At 36.7% G+C, this 19,532-nt stretch carries 19 protein-coding genes, 1 other RNA gene and 1 riboswitch; of the genes, 9 read left to right on the plus strand and 11 right to left on the minus strand.

The genetic code is table 11. The annotated features are described in order from the left end of the window. Window positions 1-2: 2 nt before the first annotated feature. Window positions 3-1,154, minus strand: a complete 1,152-nt coding sequence (gene pheA, locus J3U56_RS01330; RefSeq protein WP_267348757.1) for a bifunctional chorismate mutase/prephenate dehydratase — start codon at window positions 1,152-1,154, stop codon at window positions 3-5. Between the two features lie 102 nt (window positions 1,155-1,256). After that, a complete protein-coding gene (gene raiA, locus J3U56_RS01335; protein ID WP_267333300.1) occupies window positions 1,257-1,586 on the minus strand; it encodes a ribosome-associated translation inhibitor RaiA in 330 nt (109 codons plus the stop codon). A 255-nt stretch (window positions 1,587-1,841) separates the two neighbouring features. Here raiA and trmJ point away from each other — a divergent pair, with 255 nt between their 5' ends. Then, the gene (trmJ, locus tag J3U56_RS01340; protein ID WP_416379641.1) at window positions 1,842-2,567 is read left to right on the plus strand and encodes a tRNA (cytosine(32)/uridine(32)-2'-O)-methyltransferase TrmJ; all 726 of its coding nucleotides are present in this window, start codon (window positions 1,842-1,844) and stop codon (window positions 2,565-2,567) included. Between the two features lie 55 nt (window positions 2,568-2,622). Here the strand turns inward: trmJ and cysS are convergent, their stop codons facing one another. From cysS to mog, 5 genes are all read right to left on the minus strand, one after another. Beyond that, window positions 2,623-4,017, minus strand: coding sequence for a cysteine--tRNA ligase (gene cysS / locus J3U56_RS01345; protein ID WP_267333302.1), 1,395 nt, complete (start codon window positions 4,015-4,017; stop codon window positions 2,623-2,625). 234 nt (window positions 4,018-4,251) lie between these two features. Then, entirely contained in the window at window positions 4,252-4,494 is a 243-nt protein-coding gene (locus J3U56_RS01350; protein WP_065634334.1) for a GlsB/YeaQ/YmgE family stress response membrane protein, read from the minus strand. A gap of 350 nt (window positions 4,495-4,844) precedes the next feature. Further along, window positions 4,845-6,206 carry a lysine-sensitive aspartokinase 3 gene (gene lysC / locus J3U56_RS01355; RefSeq protein ID WP_267333303.1) on the minus strand — a complete coding sequence of 454 codons (1,362 nt, stop codon included), beginning with the start codon at window positions 6,204-6,206 and terminating at the stop codon, window positions 4,845-4,847. Between the two features lie 81 nt (window positions 6,207-6,287). Next, a riboswitch (Lysine riboswitch) is annotated at window positions 6,288-6,462 on the minus strand. Between the two features lie 103 nt (window positions 6,463-6,565). After that, window positions 6,566-7,024 carry a transcriptional regulator ArgR gene (gene argR, locus J3U56_RS01360; RefSeq protein ID WP_267343567.1) on the minus strand — a complete coding sequence of 153 codons (459 nt, stop codon included), beginning with the start codon at window positions 7,022-7,024 and terminating at the stop codon, window positions 6,566-6,568. A 201-nt stretch (window positions 7,025-7,225) separates the two neighbouring features. Further along, on the minus strand, window positions 7,226-7,804 hold the full coding sequence (mog, locus tag J3U56_RS01365) for a molybdopterin adenylyltransferase (protein ID WP_267343566.1): 579 nt from the start codon (window positions 7,802-7,804) through the stop codon (window positions 7,226-7,228). A gap of 206 nt (window positions 7,805-8,010) precedes the next feature. Between mog and J3U56_RS01370 the strand changes: the two genes are divergently transcribed. Together J3U56_RS01370 and J3U56_RS01375 are read left to right on the plus strand one after the other, a co-directional pair. Beyond that, window positions 8,011-8,937, plus strand: a complete 927-nt coding sequence (locus J3U56_RS01370) for an ABC transporter ATP-binding protein (RefSeq protein ID WP_267333305.1) — start codon at window positions 8,011-8,013, stop codon at window positions 8,935-8,937. 11 nt (window positions 8,938-8,948) lie between these two features. Further along, window positions 8,949-9,719, plus strand: a complete 771-nt coding sequence (locus tag J3U56_RS01375; protein WP_267333306.1) for an ABC transporter permease — start codon at window positions 8,949-8,951, stop codon at window positions 9,717-9,719. Between the two features lie 51 nt (window positions 9,720-9,770). On the opposite strand, the gene J3U56_RS01380 is transcribed toward J3U56_RS01375, so the two are convergent. The 3 genes from J3U56_RS01380 to accB form a co-directional block, all read right to left on the minus strand. After that, window positions 9,771-10,409 carry a bifunctional 4-hydroxy-2-oxoglutarate aldolase/2-dehydro-3-deoxy-phosphogluconate aldolase gene (locus J3U56_RS01380; protein WP_065798822.1) on the minus strand — a complete coding sequence of 213 codons (639 nt, stop codon included), beginning with the start codon at window positions 10,407-10,409 and terminating at the stop codon, window positions 9,771-9,773. A 69-nt stretch (window positions 10,410-10,478) separates the two neighbouring features. Then, the gene (gene accC / locus J3U56_RS01385) at window positions 10,479-11,825 is read right to left on the minus strand and encodes an acetyl-CoA carboxylase biotin carboxylase subunit (protein ID WP_267333308.1); all 1,347 of its coding nucleotides are present in this window, start codon (window positions 11,823-11,825) and stop codon (window positions 10,479-10,481) included. A gap of 29 nt (window positions 11,826-11,854) precedes the next feature. Further along, window positions 11,855-12,319: an acetyl-CoA carboxylase biotin carboxyl carrier protein gene (accB, locus tag J3U56_RS01390; protein ID WP_267333309.1), complete on the minus strand. Its 465-nt coding sequence runs from the start codon at window positions 12,317-12,319 to the stop codon at window positions 11,855-11,857. A gap of 368 nt (window positions 12,320-12,687) precedes the next feature. On the opposite strand from accB, the gene J3U56_RS01395 reads away from it, so the two are divergent. From J3U56_RS01395 to J3U56_RS01420, 6 genes are all read left to right on the plus strand, one after another. Next, entirely contained in the window at window positions 12,688-13,734 is a 1,047-nt protein-coding gene (locus J3U56_RS01395) for a rod shape-determining protein (RefSeq protein WP_065634343.1), read from the plus strand. A 138-nt stretch (window positions 13,735-13,872) separates the two neighbouring features. After that, complete coding sequence (mreC, locus tag J3U56_RS01400) at window positions 13,873-14,715, plus strand: rod shape-determining protein MreC (RefSeq protein WP_267333310.1); 843 nt, start codon at window positions 13,873-13,875, stop codon at window positions 14,713-14,715. After that, window positions 14,702-15,187 carry a rod shape-determining protein MreD gene (gene mreD / locus J3U56_RS01405; RefSeq protein WP_065634345.1) on the plus strand — a complete coding sequence of 162 codons (486 nt, stop codon included), beginning with the start codon at window positions 14,702-14,704 and terminating at the stop codon, window positions 15,185-15,187. Before mreC ends, mreD begins: the two co-directional genes overlap by 14 nt. A gap of 14 nt (window positions 15,188-15,201) precedes the next feature. Continuing rightward, window positions 15,202-16,677 carry a ribonuclease G gene (gene rng, locus J3U56_RS01410; RefSeq protein ID WP_267333311.1) on the plus strand — a complete coding sequence of 492 codons (1,476 nt, stop codon included), beginning with the start codon at window positions 15,202-15,204 and terminating at the stop codon, window positions 16,675-16,677. Window positions 16,678-16,825: 148 nt separating this feature from the next. Next, window positions 16,826-18,280 carry a metalloprotease TldD gene (tldD, locus tag J3U56_RS01415; protein ID WP_267333312.1) on the plus strand — a complete coding sequence of 485 codons (1,455 nt, stop codon included), beginning with the start codon at window positions 16,826-16,828 and terminating at the stop codon, window positions 18,278-18,280. A 31-nt stretch (window positions 18,281-18,311) separates the two neighbouring features. Next, window positions 18,312-18,998 (plus strand): DedA family protein, encoded by a 687-nt coding sequence (locus J3U56_RS01420; protein WP_267343565.1) that lies wholly within the window; start codon window positions 18,312-18,314, stop codon window positions 18,996-18,998. A 1-nt stretch (window position 18,999) separates the two neighbouring features. On the opposite strand, the gene rnpB is transcribed toward J3U56_RS01420, so the two are convergent. Then, window positions 19,000-19,391: RNase P RNA component class A (gene rnpB, locus J3U56_RS01425), an RNA gene on the minus strand. Window positions 19,392-19,532: the final 141 nt, after the last annotated feature.

Genomic DNA, 19,532 nt, shown 5'->3' on the forward strand with positions numbered 1-19,532 from the left:
AGTTAGACTATCGCCGCAACCGAGTCACTTGGGTAGCAACCTAATACTTTAGTATAGAGCGTTATGGATGCCAACTCTTTCAATGCTGTTTGCATTTCATCTGAATGGATGTTGCCTTGTAAATCGATGTAAAACATCTCTTCCCATGGGGTACCATGAATGGGTCGAGACTCAAGTTTAGTCATCACAATATTATGATTACGTAGCACTAACAGTGCATCAACTAACGCCCCTGCCTGTTGACCGGTTTTCATTAAAATTGTTGTTTTAGCTGGAATTTGATCTGATACGGCTATCGGTTCTCGCGCAAGTACAATAAAGCGAGTGATATTTTGCTTTTGGTTGGCAAAATTATGTTCAAGCATTTTAAGTCCATATAACTCTCCCCCATCTTTATTGCCTATTGCTGCAACATTAGGCTTATTTAATTTAGCAACGGTTTCCATTGCTGATGAGGTACTATCACAGTAAACAATTTTCCAATGCGGATAATTTTCTAGAAAATTACTACATTGTTGAAAAGGTTGTGGATGGCTGTAAATGGTATCAATTTTATCAAGCTCAGTATTTGGTATAGCAAGGATGCAGTGATCTATAGGTAATGACAGTTCTGCAATAATATGTAAATGTGTTTTTTGCAGTAGATCATAAACTTCATTTATTGATCCTGAACTCGAGTTTTCAATCGGTAGTATGCCATAATCCACCAAATTATGTTCAATTTGTTCAAAGACATCTTTAAACGTTGAGCAACTTGATTCAACCATCTGCTCTAAATTAGCACTAGCATAACGGCGAGCAGCGGAATGCGAATAGGAACCTTTGGGCCCCAAAAAAGCCACTTTTGCGCTAGTAACACAATTTTGGTTTAGATTCTCTTGTAAGATTTTTTGTTGCAGTAAAACTGAATCTTCAATAATGATTTGATATAAACGTCTGATCAGCAAGTCATCAAGGCTATGGTTTTTTCCTTGATTGATCAACGCTTTTACTAGTGATCGTTCACGCTCTAAATCACGTACAGGAATATTTGCTGCAATTTTAGTCTGAATAACTTTGGTTGAAAGTTCGCGTCGTTTAGCTATGAGTTCAAGAAGGTTTCGATCAATTTCGTTAATTTGGTCACGTAAAGGCAACAAAGGATTTACAGTCATATCTATTCATTATATAAAAAAAGTTAGTGATATTATAACAAGCAAAAAAATAAAGGCACTATCAAAGTGCCTTTTTCTTCTATTTCAATAAATAATTAATTACTATTCTTCTTCAATAACAGCGCTTTTTATACTATCAAATGCACGTCTAGATTCACTTTTGTGTTGAATTTTATTAAGTTGTTTTTCAAGTTTTTCAATCAAAGCATTGATTGCTGCATACATATCGCTATGTTTTGCCGAAGCAACTAAGGGGGAACCTTTAGTTGCAATAGTTGCATCAATTATAAATCCATCGGGTTCTTTAGATAAAATAAAATGAGGGTTGATTAACAGTGCTCTCCATTTATCTAGTTTCGAAAACTTATCTTCGAGATAGCTACGAATTGCTGGAGTAATGTCCATTTGCTTACTGGTAATACTTAAAGTCATAATTGACCTCCACTTTGTTTACTTACAAATTGAGCAAACACTACTGTGTGTTTATTTATCTACATTGGCAAATTATTTGTATTTCGTCAATAGGTTATTTGTACTCAAACAAATCTTTGTGATTATTGTCCAGAAAAATCCTATAGTTGTATTAAATCAAACCATAGTCAAACTGCATTTTGTAACATTTTTACTATATACTAATTGTTAATATGATCTAACAATAGTTTTATTTTTTACGAGGATGATGTGAACATTTTAGATAAAGTAAAAATTGTATTAGTCGAAACTTCTCATACCGGTAATATGGGATCAGCGGCTAGAGCAATGAAAACCATGGGGCTATCGAATCTTTGTTTAGTCAATCCGGTGATAAAACCCGATTCGCAATCTATTTCGTTAGCGGCTGGTGCTAGCGATATTATAAAAAACGCGCAAATTTTTACATCACTTGAGCAAGCGATAGCTGATTGCCGTTTAGTCATTGGTACGAGTGCTCGCCCACGTAGCTTGCAGTGGCCCAATTTAACGCCTAAAGAGTGTGGCGATAAAATAATTCAAGAAGCAACCGAGAATGCAGATGTGGCGTTAGTTTTCGGCCGTGAGCGTGTTGGATTGACCAATGACGAACTGCAAAAATGTCATTATCATGTTGGTATTCCTGCCAATCCCGATTACAGTTCATTAAATCTAGCAATGTCAGTGCAAGTGTTATGTTATGAGATTCGAATGTCACTATTAAATCGTCAAACAGTTTTAACCAGTCAATGTGATTCAGCTATTCAATTTCCAAAGGATGAAGATATTGAACGGTTTTATCAGCACTTAGAACAAACTTTATTACAAACAGGTTTTATTAATGCAAATCATCCTGGGCAAATCATGGGACGTTTACGGCGATTATATACGCGTGCGCGAATTGAGCAATCAGAGTTAAATATTTTGAGGGGAATTTTAACTTCCATTGATAAAAAGTTATAAGGCCTAAAGATACCTCATACGAGGATATGGGGTATCTTTAGATGAACTACATTATTTAGCTCTTTTTACGCCAAGTGGTTCCTGTGGCGCCATCTTCAAGCACAATATTCATAGCATTTAGCTTATCTCGGGCTTCGTCGGCTAAAGCCCAATTTTTAGTGGCACGAGCTTCATTACGTTGCTTAATTAACGATTCAATTAATTCAACATCTACTGCGTCTTGATTATCGCCTTGTAAAAATTTTATTGGATCTTGTTCTAACAAACCAAGAACTTTGGCTAAATAACGCAATTGAGCTGCTAATTGATTAGCTAATGTCATATCATTTTCAGCCTTAGCTTTATTAATTTCGCGAGCTAAATCAAATAAAGTTGAATAAGCTTCTGGCGTATTAAAATCATCATTCATGGCATCGCAAAATTGACGATAATATTGGCTATCTGTTGATAATGTATAAGGATAATTGCTATCAGTATCGCGTAAAGCTGTATATAATCGCTCTAAAGCCATTCTTGCTTGTTTTAAATTTTCTTCGCTATAGTTAAGCTGGCTACGATAGTGGCCAGAAAGTAGAAAATAACGTACAGTTTCAGGATCATAATGCTTTAATACATCGCGAATGGTAAAGAAGTTATTAAGTGATTTTGACATTTTTTCTTGGTCGATCATCACCATGCCTGAATGCATCCAGTAATTAACATACTGACCATTATGCGCGCAAGTTGATTGCGCAATCTCATTTTCATGGTGTGGGAACATCAAATCAGAACCGCCACCATGGATATCAAAATGATGACCTAATTGATAACTATTCATCGCTGAACATTCAATGTGCCAACCTGGGCGACCTTTACCCCAAGGTGAATCCCAACTAGGCTCGTTGGGTTTGGACATTTTCCAAAGTACAAAATCCATTGGGTTTCGTTTGACATCAACAACATCTACTCGAGCGCCAGCTTGTAATTGTTCAAGATTTTGACGTGATAAAATACCATAATTAGCATCACTTTCGACCGAGAACATAACATCACCATTATCAGCAATATAAGCATGATCTTTTTTAATCAGCTCTTGCACTAAATCGATGATTTGTGGCATATGATGAGTAGCGCGAGGTTCAACATCAGGACGTTTAATATTAAGTGCATCAAAATCGGCGTACATTTCTTTCAACATTCGTTCAGTTAGCTGATCACAGGTTTCACCATTTTCGAGTGCTCGTTTTATAATTTTATCATCAACGTCGGTAATGTTACGAACATAAGTTAAATCATAACCTAAAAAACGTAAATAACGGGTTACCACATCAAACGCGACAAAAGTACGACCATGACCAATATGGCAAAGATCATAAATGGTTACGCCGCAGACATATAATCCAACTTTATTGGCATGAATGGATTTAAAAATTTCTTTTTCACGGGTTAATGTATTGAATATTTTTAACATTATAATTTTTACGTTTAATTTAGTGAATGTTGTCAGGTAATATAACAAAAATCTAACTATCACGAAATTATTTATTACAATGTTTCTAATCAAAATAGTTCTGACTAACCGAATTACTATAGGTAGCTTTGATTACTTATGAGCACTTTATTTGTTGAGTAATGCGTTGAATGGCACTTAAAATAGCAAATCATCGGCGGGGTTAACCCGCCAATTTAGATCTAAACAGGGATATTATTTAAGTAAACGATAAATATAAATAAGTAATATTGCCCCTAATACTGAAATTAACAGACTATAGAAGTTAAAACCATTGACACTTCCTAAGCCGAAGAAAGTACTGATGTACCCGCCAACTAGCGCGCCTGCAATACCCAGAATAATTGTTTTAATGACACCCACTTTACCCAGTGGCATAAAAAACTTGGCAATCCAACCAGCAAGTAATCCTAAAATAATCCAACTTAATAGACCCATAATGATTTCCTTTGTTTGATTAAGTTTAAATGTATGATGACTATCAGCGTATAAAAAAATTAATAAATAATGTTTATAATTTAATTGATTGAACTTAACTTCTTATTAAGAATAAAAATATGTAGATAAAAGAAATAGCAAGTAGATATATTAGTAACAAATGATTAAATAAGTCGTGATATCGAAGTAAGATATTCATCTAATCATTTATGATATAGTTTACAATTATTTTTAGTTAGATACTAGGCTTTTTATACCGTTAATTTTATGAGCTAATTTATTGATGGGGTAAGTGAGAAACAGGTTAATAGAAACAGAGAAGGCTATTAACCTTCTCTTGCTAGTGGTATTTATTCAAATATTGTTTTATGTAAAATTTTTATGATGGATTCAGCATCGTGACTTCTAGCTAAAAGGCATAAATTATGTGTACTTGCACCATAACAACACAGTCTAATAATATAGTCATCTAACGCCCCAAAGACTTCTTTAGCTATCCCTTTGGTTGATGTTAATTGATTACCGATAATGGCAATAAGCGCTAGATCTTCTTCAACTTCTACATGACATAAACCAGAGAGCTCATCAAACAATTCTTTAGTTAATAAACTGCCACCGTTGGTGTTGGTGCCGGTAGTATCAATTGTTAAGGCAATACTCACTTCAGATGTTGTGACTAAATCAACCGAAATATTGTGTTTAGCCAATATAGTAAAGACATTAGCCAAAAAGCCTTGAGCATGTAACATATTTAAACTTGTTAATGTAACAAGGGTTTGTTTTCGACGCAGTGCTAATGCTCTAAAGGTCGGTACGGTTGATTGAATACTGTGAGTATTATAAACAATGGTTCCCCCATCTTGTGGCGCTTTACTTGAACCAACAAATACTGGAATATTACTTCGAACTGCTGGTACCAACGTTGCTGGGTGCAAAACTTTGGCACCAAAGGTTGCCATTTCAGCGGCTTCAGCGAATGATATTTCATCAATACGTTTAGCTGTTGGCGTAATCCGTGGATCAGTTGTATAAATGCCGGCAACATCTGTCCAAATATCAATTTGACTCGCATTTAATGCTTCACCAAGTAACGCTGCTGTATAATCACTTCCTCCTCGTCCTAATGTTGTTGTTTTACCGCTAGTTTCACTACCAATAAAACCTTGAGTGACAACCAACGCATTACCATTTAAGGATTTAAGATGAGCGCAACAAAGTTGTTTAATTTCGTCAATTTTAGGTTGAGCTTTACCAAAATTATCATCAGTGCGCATAACTTTGCGGACATCAAACCACATGGCATTTTTTTGTTTTTCTCGTAATATTTCGACAAATAATTTTGACGACATAATTTCGCCATGACTGACTAGTTCGTCGGTTAAAGCCGCTGATGTTGCAAGGCTGGCTGCTTCTGATAAAGAGGCAATATTTGCGATGATTTGATCTATTTCAGCTCTTAAGGTTTGGTTTTCGGGTAGATTTTCTAGGATGTTATATTGGATAGATTGGATTTTCGCAATGTGCTGTGCTCTAACTTCTGCATCACGGCCTTCGGCTAAAGCGACCAGTAAATTTGTAATTCCGGCTGATGCCGATAACACAACAACTTTGACGTTAGGGTTAGCAATAACAATGTTAGCGCTATTTACCATTGCTGAATAATCAGCAACACTAGTACCACCAAACTTGGCAATGACAAATGATGTTTCCATGGATTCCTCATATTAAAAATTTAATTTTTAACAGAGATAGAGCGAGGGTATGTGCTATTTACATTCTCGTTGAAAAAGTACAGACCGGGAAGCGCTCCACCTGCTTAGGTGACAACCCAAGGGATTCAGCCCTTGTAGTCGATCTGGTTAATTTCTGGAAGTTTAACCAAACCTCGGCATTACATCCCCTCAATTATTTATAACAAGTACCAGAACCTAAAATAATTTACCTGAGTAATGCGCCTCTTCTTTATATGTAACTTAAGTTACAATAGTGTCGCTATATAGAATTAACGATTCTGTCAAATCTGTCAATAGGTTAAGTACGAAATATTAATGCCGTAATGTTCAATCATTGATTATAATTCTTGTTCAAATAGTTGAATGATAGTTTGGTATAAATGTTTAACAGAACAAGATTTAGTCGGTGTACTAAAGATAGTGTCATCACCGGCTATTGATCCTAAAATGCCTTCTGACTTGCCTATGGAATCAAGCAATCTGGCAATAAGCTGAGCGGCGCCAGGGCTGGTACGAATCACAACCATCGAACTGTTATAATCAATATCTACAACTAAATTTTTTAAAGGGCTACTCGTTGTTGGAACGCTCATTTCAGCAGGTAGACAATAAACCATTTCTGATTTGGCATTACGAGTTCTAACTGCGCCAAATTTGGTTAACATTCTGGAAACTTTGGATTGGTTAATATTATCAAATCCTTGTTCTTGTAACGCTTGCACAATACTAACTTGAGAACTAAATTTTTCTTGCAGCAGCATTTCTTTAAACGTTTTAGTCAGATCGTCTTGTTTCATAATTTTCCTTAGGAATTCATTTATGACGGTTGTTCCATTGAATTAACGGTAATGTTTTTGTGCTGCTTTTATCTTAACAATATTCACATAAACTTATTGGTAAATATGTTGAAAACCGTTATATCAAAGGTTGTTTCAGCACCTCATATTCAATGAGTGTAATGCATATGGTTCATAATTATGCATAATATTTGCATAAAATCAATTATCTGATTTTATGCTGCTTTTGGGTCTAAACGATTTGACGATGTGTTCATGCGTTTCAATATAAGGCCCTTCAAGAAGATCTATACAATAAGGAACACTGGCAAAAATTCCATCAACTAGGCTATTGCCCTCACTATCTTTAACACCTTGTAGTGTTTCTTGAATAGATTTTGGTCTACCGGGCAGATTTAATATTAAACATTTTTTGCGAATAACGCCGACTTGCCTTGATAAAATCGCTGTTGGCACAAAATGCAAGCTAATTTGACGCATTTGTTCGCCAAAGCCCGGCATGATGCGATCGGCAATAGCTAACGTGGCATCCGGCGTGACATCCCTCAAAGCCGGACCGGTACCGCCAGTGGTTAAAACTAAGTGACAGTGAAAATTATCAACTAAGTCACATAATGTGCTTTCAATCAAAGGTTGTTCATCAGGAATAACGCGATTTTCGGTTTCAAACGGGGTTATCAGTGCGGTTTTGAGCCATAATAACAAAGCCGGTATTCCTTCATCTGCATAAATACCTTGCGATGCCCGATCTGATACTGAAACCAGTCCAATTTTAATCATATTTTTTATTCCTTCAAATTTAAAACTTACCTATCAAATCTTAGTATTTTAGCAACTTGCGTTAGATTTAGTGTCATTTGTTCTTTGTGATATCCTAAATAATACTAAAAAGACCTTTACAACTAAAGATTATATTGTCAATATTTCCCTTCTAATAAATGCAATAGCATAATGTAAATAATAATCTATTTATTTAGGATATTTTCATGTCATCAATACCTGCACTAGAGTTAATTGAGCTTAAAAAAATTTACAAAAATGGTGTGCAAGCGTTAAAAGGCATTAATTTGACAGTACAAGCCGGTGATTTTTATGCATTACTCGGTCCTAATGGTGCGGGTAAGTCAACCACGATAGGCATTATTAGCTCACTGGTCACTAAGACATCGGGCCAGGTTAAAATATTTGGTTATGACTTAGATAATGATATCGTTAATGCAAAAAGACAATTAGGGCTAGTCCCGCAAGAGTTTAATTTTAATCAATTTGAAGAAGTGCTACAAATAATAACTAACCAAGGTGGTTATTATGGATTGCCGCGTAAATTAGCTTTAGAGCGTGCTGAAAAATATTTACGGATTTTAGATTTGTGGGATAAACGCCATAGCCGCGCTTGTATGTTATCAGGCGGAATGAAAAGGCGGTTAATGATAGCTAGAGCATTAGTGCATGAACCTAAACTTTTAATTCTAGATGAACCCACCGCGGGCGTTGATATTGAATTAAGACGTTCAATGTGGGATTTTTTACGCGAGATTAATCGCCAAGGCATTACAATTATTTTGACTACTCACTACCTGGAAGAAGCGGAAATGCTATGTCGGCATATCGGTATTATTCAACATGGCCAATTAATTGCCAACTCTTCTATGCGTGATTTGCTCGCTAATAGTCAATCTGAAACCATTATTATTGATTATATTCCAACCAAGGAACCAATTACCTTAGAGGGTTATCAATTTTCAAATATTGAATCAGGCATGTTAGAGGTAAAAGTTAATAAACAGCTTGGTTTAAATCAATTATTTGAACAGCTTAATCAACAACAAATCAAGGTGATAAGTGTGCGAAATAAAGCAAATCGATTAGAAGAGTTATTTGTCGATCTTTTGCATCATAGTGAGCAGGGATAGGGGAACGTTAAATGAATCATTTATATTGGATTGCATTAAAAAGTATTTGGCGTAAAGAAGTCACTCGGTTTTTAAGAATATGGGTGCAAACTTTGATTCCGCCAGTTATTACAATGTCGCTTTATTTTATTATTTTTGGTAACTTAATTGGATCGCGTGTTGGTGATATGGGCGGATTTAATTATATGGCATTTATTGTGCCGGGACTTATTATGATGTCTGTCATTACTAACTCATATACTAATGTCTGCTCGTCATTTTTTAGTGCCAAATTTCAACGAAATATTGAAGAGTTATTAGTTGCCCCTGTGCCTACCCATATTTTAATTTGGGGATATGTTGGTGGGGGCGTTATGCGTGGGATTTTAACTGGTATATTAGTGACAATCGTATCGTTATTTTTTGTTCGCTATCAAGTTCATTCTTGGCTTTTTGTTGTATGTACGCTGCTGTTAACGTCAATTTTATTTTCACTTGCAGGACTATTAAATGCAGTGTACGCAAAAACCTTCGATGATATTAGTATTATCCCTACTTTTGTGTTAACTCCATTAACTTATCTTGGTGGCGTATTTTATTCAATTAGCATGCTACCTACTTTTTGGCAATGGGTATCGAAACTAAATCCTATTGTTTATATGATTAATGGTTTTCGCTATGGGTTTTTAGGGGTGACAGATGTATCATTGTGGATCACTTTTTCAATGCTAATTTTATTTGTAATAGCACTTTATATCATGGTATGGAATTTGATTGAAAAAGGAAAAGGATTACGTAGTTAGTTTGATCGTTTTTATCAATTAACCGCCGACAAATGTCGGCGTATTAGTATCTTATTGTGCACCAGCAACAGCTTGCTGTGCCATTTCAGTAATTTTAGCAAATTCACCTTTTGCTATTGCATCAGTTGGAATAAACCATGTTCCACCAACACAAAGTACATTATCAAGGGCTAAATAATCGCGGTAATTTTTTGGATTAACGCCACCGGTTGGACAAAACTTCATATATCCACAAGGGCCAGCAAAAGCTTTTAATGCCGCTACGCCGCCATTGATCTCAGCTGGGAAAAACTTCAATGCCGTTAACCCATACTCTTGAGCAGTTAGTAGTTCAGAAATGGTTGCAATACCTGGAATAACTGGAATTGGTCCCTCGACTGCGGCTTTTAAAATAGCGTCGGTAATACCGGGAGTTATGACGAACTCAACACCAGCATCAGTCACTTGTTTGAGTTGTTCAACAGTGGTCACAGTACCTGCACCAACGACCGCTTCGGGTACTTCTTTGATAATTTTCTTAATCGCATCAAGAGCACAAGCCGTTCTTAATGTAACCTCAAGCACTTTTACTCCACCTGCGATTAATGCTTTGGCTAGTGGTACCGCATCTTCTAAGCGCTCGATAACAATAACCGGTACAACCGGGCCGAGTGTTAAAATATCTTCAGCGCTTTTTTTCCAGTTTTTCATTTGCTTCACCAATTCTTTATCAATATTAAATATGACACTAATCGCTAATAACGTAGCGATTAGTGTTTACTACTCATAAATACCTAATTTTTTCTCTAAATAATGAATATTCGTACCACCTTTTAAGAAGCCTTTATCATTCATAATTTCGATATGCAAATCAATGTTGGTTTTTATCCCATCAATGACTAATTCAGCTAAGGCATTTTTCATACGTGCAATTGCAACCTCACGCGTTTCACCATAAGCAATTAATTTACCGATCATTGAGTCATAATAAGGTGGAACAGTGTAGCCAGCGTAAATATGAGACTCCCAACGAATACCAAAACCACCAGGCGCATGAAAACGGGTAATTTTACCTGGTGAAGGCATAAAGGTTTTTGGATCTTCAGCATTAATACGGCATTCAATGGCATGACCAGTAATATGAATATCACTCTGTTTTAATGATAGTGGCTGACCTGCTGCAATTGAAATTTGCTCTTTGATCAAATCTACACCCGTAACCATTTCGGTAACAGGATGTTCAACTTGAATACGGGTGTTCATTTCGATGAAATAGAATTCACCATTTTCAAATAAAAACTCAAATGTACCCGCACCACGATAACCGATTTCAATGCAGGCATTAACGCAACGTTCACCAATGAATTTACGCATTTTAGGTGTAATACCTACAGCTGGCGCTTCTTCAACAACTTTTTGATGACGTCTTTGCATTGAACAATCTCGTTCACCCAAGTAAACCGCGTTACCTTGACCATCAGATAGTACTTGTATTTCAATATGGCGTGGATTTTCAAGGAATTTTTCCATATAAACCATATCATTATTAAAAGCTGTTTTTGCTTCTAATTTTGTCATTTTAATCGATTGTTCAAGATCTTTTTCTTCTCTAACAATGCGCATACCACGACCACCGCCGCCACCTGATGCTTTAATAATGACAGGATAACCAATTTTTTTAGCAATTTGTTTATTGGTATTCATATCATTGCCTAATGGCCCATCAGACCCTGGCACACAAGGTACACCTGCTTTTTTCATGGCATGAATTGCCGACACTTTATCACCCATTAAACGAATGGTGTCAGCTTTAGGGCCTATAAAAATAAAGCCTGAACGCTCAACTTGTTCAGCAAAGTCCGCATTTTCTGACAAAAACCCATATCCAGGATGGATAGCTGCCGCACCCGTTACTTCAGCAGCAGAAATCAATGCTGGAATGTTAAGATAGCTTTTAGCAGAAGCTGCTGGACCAATGCAGACGGTTTCGTCTGCAAGTAAAACATGTTTTAAATCTTTATCTGCCGACGAGTGAACTGCAACAGTTTTAATACCAAGTTCTTTACAGGCTCTCAAGATACGTAAAGCGATTTCGCCACGATTAGCTATAAGAATTTTATCAAGCATATTCAATCTCTTAATTTTTTAAATGAATATTATTCAATGATGAATAGTGGCTGATCAAATTCAACTGGTTGACCGTTTTCAACTAAAATAGCTTTAATTGTGCCTGCTTTTTCTGATTCAATTTGGTTCATCATTTTCATCGCTTCAACAATACAAAGTACGTCACCAACATTTACAGTTTGACCCACTTCAACAAACGCTTTTGACTCTGGACTTGGTGTGCGATAAAAAGTGCCTACCATTGGCGATTTTATAGTCGTGCCAGTAGGCGTAATCGGATCAGCTTCAGTAACAACAACATCGGCTGCTGCACTAGGTGCAACGACAACTGGGGATGCTTGAGGAATTTGAATATTTTGTATTGGCGCAGAATAGTTTGTAGCTGGAACAGAACGACTAATTCGTACTGACTCTTCACCTTCAGAAATTTCAAGCTCTGAAATACCTGATTCTTCAACTAATTCAATTAATTTTTTAATTTTGCGTATATCCATGAATTACACCGTGTTTATTTGATATAAGTAACAATTATTTTAATGCATCCTTAATATCTTAAAAGAGATCTTTTAAGTCGATAATAAGGCAGTAACTCAACATTAACGCGGAAGCATACACTGTAAAACCGATTTTGTCATTATATATCTCCTTTACGATCTGTTGTTATACTATTTTCTAGGTATTATTTTATAATTGCGATACAATAGTAACACTTAATTATTATTGAAGCTGGTGGTGTTTTAAAAGCATCAAATAGTATATTATTTAGCCTAATATTGCTTTTAAAGTATATAATTTATACAATGCGTTGCTTCAAATACTCACTAACATTTAAACACGATTAATTCTAGGAAGAGTTTTCATTATGTTCAAAAAAGTTCGCGGCATGTTTTCAAATGATCTATCGATCGATTTAGGTACAGCTAATACTCTTATATATGTAAAAGGTCAAGGTATTGTACTAAACGAACCTTCAGTTGTTGCTATTCGCCAAGATCATCGTACTGGCACACCTAAAAGTGTTGCTGCTGTTGGGCATGCTGCGAAACAAATGTTAGGACGTACGCCTGGCAATATAGCAGCGATTAGACCAATGAAAGATGGCGTGATTGCAGACTTTTCTGTTACCGAAAAAATGTTACAGTATTTCATTCGCCAAGTGCATAGCCATAGTTTTTTAAGACCAAGCCCGCGTGTGCTTGTTTGTGTACCAGTTGGCGCAACGCAAGTTGAACGTCGTGCTATTCGTGAATCAGCCTTAGGCGCAGGTGCGCGTGAAGTCTATTTAATAGAAGAGCCAATGGCAGCAGCAATAGGTGCCGATTTACCGGTTTCTGCACCAACCGGTTCAATGGTGGTCGATATTGGTGGTGGTACGACTGAAGTTGCGGTTATTTCATTAAATGGTGTAGTTTATTCTGCATCTGCACGAATTGGCGGTGACCGCTTTGATGAAGCAATCATTAATTATGTTCGACGTAATTATGGTGCACTAATTGGTGAAGCAACTGCTGAACGTATTAAACATGTGATTGGTAGTGCTTATCCTGGTGATGAAGTGCTTGAAATTGAAGTTCGTGGTCGTAATCTTGCTGAAGGGGTGCCGCGTAGCTTTACATTAAATTCTAATGAGATTTTAGAAGCACTACAAGAGCCATTAAGTGGTATTGTAAGTGCGGTTAAAGTTGCCTTAGAGCAATGTCCACCAGAACTAGCGTCTGATATTTCAGAGCATGGTATGGTATTAACCGGTGGTGGTGCATTATTACGTAATATCGATAAACTATTGTCAGCTGAAACCGGTATTCATGTTGTTGTGGCTGAAGACCCACTAACATGCGTTGCGCGAGGTGGTGGCAAAGCATTAGATATGGTTGATATGCATGGTGGTGATCTATTTAGTGAAGAGTAAAAGTTCAAACAAGGTTAACTAACTCTTAATTAATGAAATGATTAGTAAATATACCTCTCATTTTTCCGCCGACATTGTCGGCGGAGTCATATCTTAAAATAATTAGATCTTGAGTCTATTACAGGTAAGTACTGAACAATGAAATTGCTTTTTTCTAAACGTTCGCCTCTTAGTGTACAATTATTTATGTCTTTGGCTATGTCGTTAGCTTTAATTGCATTAGATATAAATTATCGTCCTTTTAAAGAAGTTCGTTATTATTTAGATACGATTATTTCCCCTTTATATTACATTTCAAATGCTCCCCAAGCCACGCTTGATGGGTTTTATGAAATGTCAAAAACACGAGAAACATTAGAAACAGAAAATGCAAAACTGAATAATTTGTTGCTTGAAAAAAAAGCAGATTTATTATTACTTGATCATCTCAGACATGAAAATAATCGGTTAAGAGAATTACTGGGATCTCCGCTCAGACATGATGAACATAAAATGGCGGCACAAGTTTTATTAGCAGACACAGATCCGTATGTTTATCAAGTCGTTGTAAATAAAGGTCAAAATGATGGGGTTTATGTTGGTCAACCGGTAGTTGATGAAAAAGGGATTGTTGGGCAAATTTATCAAACCGCACAGACAACTAGCCGAGCGATTTTAGTGTGTGATTATCAACATGCCATTCCGGTACAAGTATTAAGAAACGATATATCAATGGTGGCGGTAGGGAATGGTTGTAGCAATGATCTAACGCTTGATTTTTTACCTAACAATGTTGATATTAAAGTTGGCGATGTACTTGTCACTTCAGGACTTGATGGTCGCTTTCCTGAGGGATATCCCGTGGCTGTGGTGAGTTCAGTTAAACTCGATATTAATGATTCAACGCCAATTATTTCGGCAACACCGACAGCGGATTTAAAACGATTACGTTATCTACTATTATTATGGGGAGATCAAGGAGTAAAACATGAGGGGTCATAATGGCATATTATTTATTTGGCTAACATTATTTATTGGATTATGTTTACAAATTATACCATGGCCACCAGCTTACAACATGTTCAAACCTCATTGGTTTATGTTAATTTTAGCCTATTGGTTAATTGCACAACCTTACCAAGTCGGTATTGGCACCGCTTTTTTATTTGGTCTAATGATAGATTTATGTTCGGGTACTTTTTTAGGTGTACACGCGTTTATTTATTCATTTATTGCTTATTTGCTTGTTTTTAAATATCAGTTACTTCGTAATTTAGCATTGTGGCAACAATCTTTTATAATAATTGCGGTTTCTGTTTGCTATAATGGATTAGTGTTTATATTTCAAGTTAGTATTTATCATATAATTTCGATGTCACCTTATATCTTATTATCAAGTTGTGTGGATGGCTTTTTATGGATATGGATATATCTACTCTTACGACGAATAGCACGGAACTTTGCAATTAATTAAAGGAAACGCTCTTTATGTCTGTTGAATTATTAATGAATGTGACACCGTCAGAAACTCGTGTAGCTTATATTGAAGATGGTGTTTTGCAAGAAATTCATGTCGATCGTGAATCACGTCGTGGTATTGTCGGTAATATATATAAAGGTAAAGTCATTCGAATTTTGCCAGGTATGCAAGCTGCATTTGTTGATATTGGTTTAGAAAAAGCGGCTTTTTTACACGCTTCAGATATTATGCCGCATACTGAATGCGTTTCTTATTCTGAGCAAGAACAATTTCAAGTTAAGGATATTTCTGAACTGGTTCGCCAGGGTCAAGACTTAATGGTACAAGTAGTCAAAGATCCCTTAGGTACAAAAGGGGCAAGACTCACAACTGATATTACCTTACCTTCGCGCTATTTGGTATTAATGCCGGGGCAAAATTCAGCGCATGTCGCCACTTCACAGCGTATTGAAAGTGAAACAGAGCGAGAAAGACTTAAACATATTGTAGAACAATATGTTACGCCAGAAGGTGGCTTTATTGTTCGCACAGCAGCTGAAGGTGCTAACGCACATGAACTTGAACAAGATGCTAATTTTCTAAAACGGTTGTGGAAAAAAATTCAAGAACGAATGGCTCGCCCGATTAGTAAAAATTTAGTGTATGGTGAACTTGAACTATCACAACGGGTATTGCGTGATTTTGTGGGTGATCCGATAGAGCGAATATTGGTCGATTCAAAGCAAACCTATGATCTACTTATTGAGTTCACTCAAGAATTTATGCCTGAAGTAACAAGTAAATTATCGCACTACCGTGGCAGTATTCCGATTTTCGATCTTTATGATACTGAAAACGAAATTCAACGGGCATTGGATCGCAAAGTTAAATTAAAATCGGGTGGTTATTTAATTATTGACCAAACTGAAGCCATGACAACCATTGATATCAATACAGGTGCTTTTGTTGGTCATCGTAATTTAGAAGAAACGATTTTTAATACTAATATTGAAGCAACTATTGCCATAGCTCGACAGTTACGCTTACGTAATTTAGGCGGAATTATTATCATTGATTTTATTGATATGCAAGAAGACTTGCACCGTGAGCGAGTATTGCAATCTTTACAAGATTTTTTATCGAAAGATAGGGCAAGAACAACAATTAATTCGTTTTCGGCATTGGGTTTGGTTGAGATGACACGCAAAAGGACGCGTGAAAGCATCGGTCACATTTTATGCGAGGAGTGTCCAGCATGTAAAGGCAGAGGTATGGTCAAGTCCGTTGAAACAGTTTGTAATGAAATTTTACGTGAAATTGTGCGTGTCTATAAAGCTCATCGTTCTGAATACTTTTTGGTTTATGCATCATCGGCTGTCGCGAATGCTTTAACTACAGATGAATCACATGCTCTAGCCGAAGTCGAAATATTTGTCGGTAAGCGAGTGGAAGTTAAAGTTGAACCGCTTTATATTCAAGAGCAGTATGATGTGGTATTGATGTGATAATTGCTATTTCATCACAATACTCCCGGTCATCATGCTTGTGTTTTATTATAACGATTTGAAATGTGTAATAATAACCCCATTATAAACAAAGATGAAAAACAATTAGCTAAATAACGAATGTGATAAAGTACAGATAAAGGAATTTATGATAATTACTCAAGTGAGTGAACGGTTACTCAATCCCAATAACCTAAGCCACCAAGACCTTTTGAATTTGCTTGATATATTAAGTTCAAGACAAATTGATTTTGGTGATTTATATTTTTTGTCTGGTTACTATGAAAGTTGGTCGCTTGAAGATCGAATTATTAAAAATGCTTCTTTTCATCGTGATCAGGGCGTAGGCGTTCGTGCAATCGTAGGTGAAAAAACTGGATTTGCTTATACAGATCAACTCTCTTTAAACCGTTTAGAGCAAAGTGCTTTAGCCGCTAATTCAATCACTAAACAACAAACCCCAATTGTTGTAACGCCGTTTAAACAAACAGAAGCTGTTGCTATTTACCCAGCTATTAATCCAATTAACTCTTTTTCACAAGAACAAAAAATAGCACTATTAAAGCAAATTGATGCATTAGCACGTTCAATCGATCCAAGAGTCATTGAAGTTTCCGCGAGTTTAATTGGTAGTTATGAAGATATTTTAATTGCAGCAACAGATGGATCGTTGTGCGCTGATGTTCGGCCGTTAGTGCGTTTATCTGTTTCAGTAATAGTTGAAAAAGATGGTAAACGAGAGCATGGCAGTAGTGGTGGTGGTGGGCGTTTTGGTTATGAATATTTTTTAACCACCAATCCTCAAACCGGTGAAAGTATTGCCGATAGCTATACTCGCGAAGCGGTAAGACTTGCGTTAGTATCGCTATCGGCAAAAGCTGCGCCAGCCGGCACAATGCCTGTTATTTTAGGTGCCGGTTGGCCTGGTGTGTTGCTACATGAAGCGGTAGGTCATGGTTTAGAAGGTGACTTTAATCGTAAAAATAGCTCCGTGTTTTCTGGTAAGATAGGCGAGCAGGTCACTTCAGAACTTTGTACGATTGTTGATGATGGTACCATCGAAAATCGACGTGGTTCACTTTCGATTGATGATGAAGGTACACCAACTCAAAAAACGGTTTTAATTGAGAATGGTGTTTTGAAAGGTTATATGTTTGATAAGCTAAATGCTAAGTTAATGGGATGCCATTCTACCGGTAATGGTCGCCGTGAAAATTATGCTTGCTTACCTATGCCAAGAATGACCAATACTTACATGCTAGCGGGTAATTCAACATTTGATGAAATCATTAGTAGTGTAGATTATGGGCTATACGCACCTAACTTTGCTGGCGGACAGGTTGATATTACATCCGGCAAATTTGTATTTTCTGCATCAGAAGCATACCTCATTGAAAAAGGCAAAATTACCCATCCAGTTAAAGGCGCGACATTAATAGGATCGGGCATTGAAACCATGCAACAAATTTCAATGGTAGGGAATGATTTATCACTCGATTCCGGTGTAGGTGTTTGCGGTAAAGCCGGGCAAAGCGTACCTGTCGGTGTTGGACAACCCACTTTAAAAGTGGATAATTTAACGGTTGGTGGTACTATAAATTAGTCATAACTAAATAAGTGAGATATAAAAATAGATGGAAACAATCATTACACTTTATCAAGCATTTGTTCATATGGATATTGCAACACTTTCAAATCCCAATGTGTTATGGATATTATATGGCATGCTGTTTGTCATTATCTTATTAGAAAACGGTGTGTTACCCGCGGCATTTCTACCCGGTGACAGTTTACTGTTTTTAACCGGTGTATTGATAAGTCTTGATGTTTTTCATTTTGGTCTTATAAATTTAATTTTGATTGCCGGCGCCGCTTTTGGCACATGGCTTGGTTATGCACAAGGACGTTGGTTGGGAAATACCAAAATTGTGCAAAATTGGATGGCGCATTTGCCAGAAAAATATCACCATAAATCAGAAGTACTATTCCATAAATATGGATTACAAGCTTTATTTATCGGTCGATTTATTGCTTTTGTTCGAACACTATTACCCATGATGGCTGGTTTATCAGGTTTACATAGCCGTAAATTTCACATCTACAATTGGGTTAGTGCAACATTATGGATATTTTTGATTGTCACATTAGGTTATCTATTTGGATTATCACCAATTTTTAAAACCTATGAAAAACAGATCATGTCTTTATTAATGTTAATACCGGTATTTTTATTGGTGCTAGGTTTAGTCTTTTCGATTTGGTTAGCAGTAAAACGTTGGTTAAATAATAAAAAACAAGCAAAGCAAGACGGCAAAAAATAAAAGTTGAAATTAACCGATAAGCCGGGTTCTGTCGTGGACAATCATTCCTCTAGGCTAATACTCACGCATTAGCTCAAGCAGTCTACCCGGATTCAACGCGGGCCGCGCCAATGAATCCCTATTTGACCTTGCTCCGAGTGGAGTTTACCGTGCCACAACTGTTACCAGTTGCGCGGTGTGCTCTTACCACACCCTTTCACCCTTACCTGATCTTATTTAAACAATAAGCCATCGGCGGTATACTCTCTGTTGCACTAGTCGTGAATGTTCGCTCTCGCCAACATCCCCCAGGCGTTACCTGGCACTCTGCCCTATGGAGCCCGGACTTTCCTCCCCTCTGTTTGTCTCCTTTAAAAAGGACTACAACAAAGCAGCGATTGTCTGGTTAATTTCGTCCATGAGTATAGCCTAATGCATAATTTTGTCCAGCTCTGTCTTGGACTTGATTAAATAAATGTTGAATGTTTAGGCATTTAAAAATGATTAACGAATAAACAGGCCTAATAACAAGGCGCTAATCAATAGGGGGTAGTC

Source organism: Gilliamella sp. B2824, assembly GCF_026536245.1.
Taxonomy (GTDB): domain Bacteria; phylum Pseudomonadota; class Gammaproteobacteria; order Enterobacterales; family Orbaceae; genus Gilliamella.

What these genes read in the sequence shown, in the direction of transcription:
- pheA (WP_267348757.1), bottom strand. Translation starts at nt 1,154, where the DNA reads ATGACTGTAAATCCTTTGTTGCCTTTACGTGACCAAATTAACGAAATT.
- raiA (WP_267333300.1), bottom strand. Translation starts at nt 1,586, where the DNA reads ATGACTTTAAGTATTACCAGTAAGCAAATGGACATTACTCCAGCAATT.
- cysS (WP_267333302.1), bottom strand. Translation starts at nt 4,017, where the DNA reads ATGTTAAAAATATTCAATACATTAACCCGTGAAAAAGAAATTTTTAAA.
- J3U56_RS01350 (WP_065634334.1), bottom strand. Translation starts at nt 4,494, where the DNA reads ATGGGTCTATTAAGTTGGATTATTTTAGGATTACTTGCTGGTTGGATT.
- lysC (WP_267333303.1), bottom strand. Translation starts at nt 6,206, where the DNA reads ATGGAAACATCATTTGTCATTGCCAAGTTTGGTGGTACTAGTGTTGCT.
- argR (WP_267343567.1), bottom strand. Translation starts at nt 7,024, where the DNA reads ATGAAACAAGACGATCTGACTAAAACGTTTAAAGAAATGCTGCTGCAA.
- mog (WP_267343566.1), bottom strand. Translation starts at nt 7,804, where the DNA reads ATGATTAAAATTGGACTGGTTTCAGTATCAGATCGGGCATCGCAAGGT.
- J3U56_RS01370 (WP_267333305.1), top strand. Translation starts at nt 8,011, where the DNA reads ATGTCATCAATACCTGCACTAGAGTTAATTGAGCTTAAAAAAATTTAC.
- J3U56_RS01375 (WP_267333306.1), top strand. Translation starts at nt 8,949, where the DNA reads ATGAATCATTTATATTGGATTGCATTAAAAAGTATTTGGCGTAAAGAA.
- J3U56_RS01380 (WP_065798822.1), bottom strand. Translation starts at nt 10,409, where the DNA reads ATGAAAAACTGGAAAAAAAGCGCTGAAGATATTTTAACACTCGGCCCG.
- accC (WP_267333308.1), bottom strand. Translation starts at nt 11,825, where the DNA reads ATGCTTGATAAAATTCTTATAGCTAATCGTGGCGAAATCGCTTTACGT.
- accB (WP_267333309.1), bottom strand. Translation starts at nt 12,319, where the DNA reads ATGGATATACGCAAAATTAAAAAATTAATTGAATTAGTTGAAGAATCA.
- J3U56_RS01395 (WP_065634343.1), top strand. Translation starts at nt 12,688, where the DNA reads ATGTTCAAAAAAGTTCGCGGCATGTTTTCAAATGATCTATCGATCGAT.
- mreC (WP_267333310.1), top strand. Translation starts at nt 13,873, where the DNA reads ATGAAATTGCTTTTTTCTAAACGTTCGCCTCTTAGTGTACAATTATTT.
- mreD (WP_065634345.1), top strand. Translation starts at nt 14,702, where the DNA reads ATGAGGGGTCATAATGGCATATTATTTATTTGGCTAACATTATTTATT.
- rng (WP_267333311.1), top strand. Translation starts at nt 15,202, where the DNA reads ATGTCTGTTGAATTATTAATGAATGTGACACCGTCAGAAACTCGTGTA.
- tldD (WP_267333312.1), top strand. Translation starts at nt 16,826, where the DNA reads ATGATAATTACTCAAGTGAGTGAACGGTTACTCAATCCCAATAACCTA.
- J3U56_RS01420 (WP_267343565.1), top strand. Translation starts at nt 18,312, where the DNA reads ATGGAAACAATCATTACACTTTATCAAGCATTTGTTCATATGGATATT.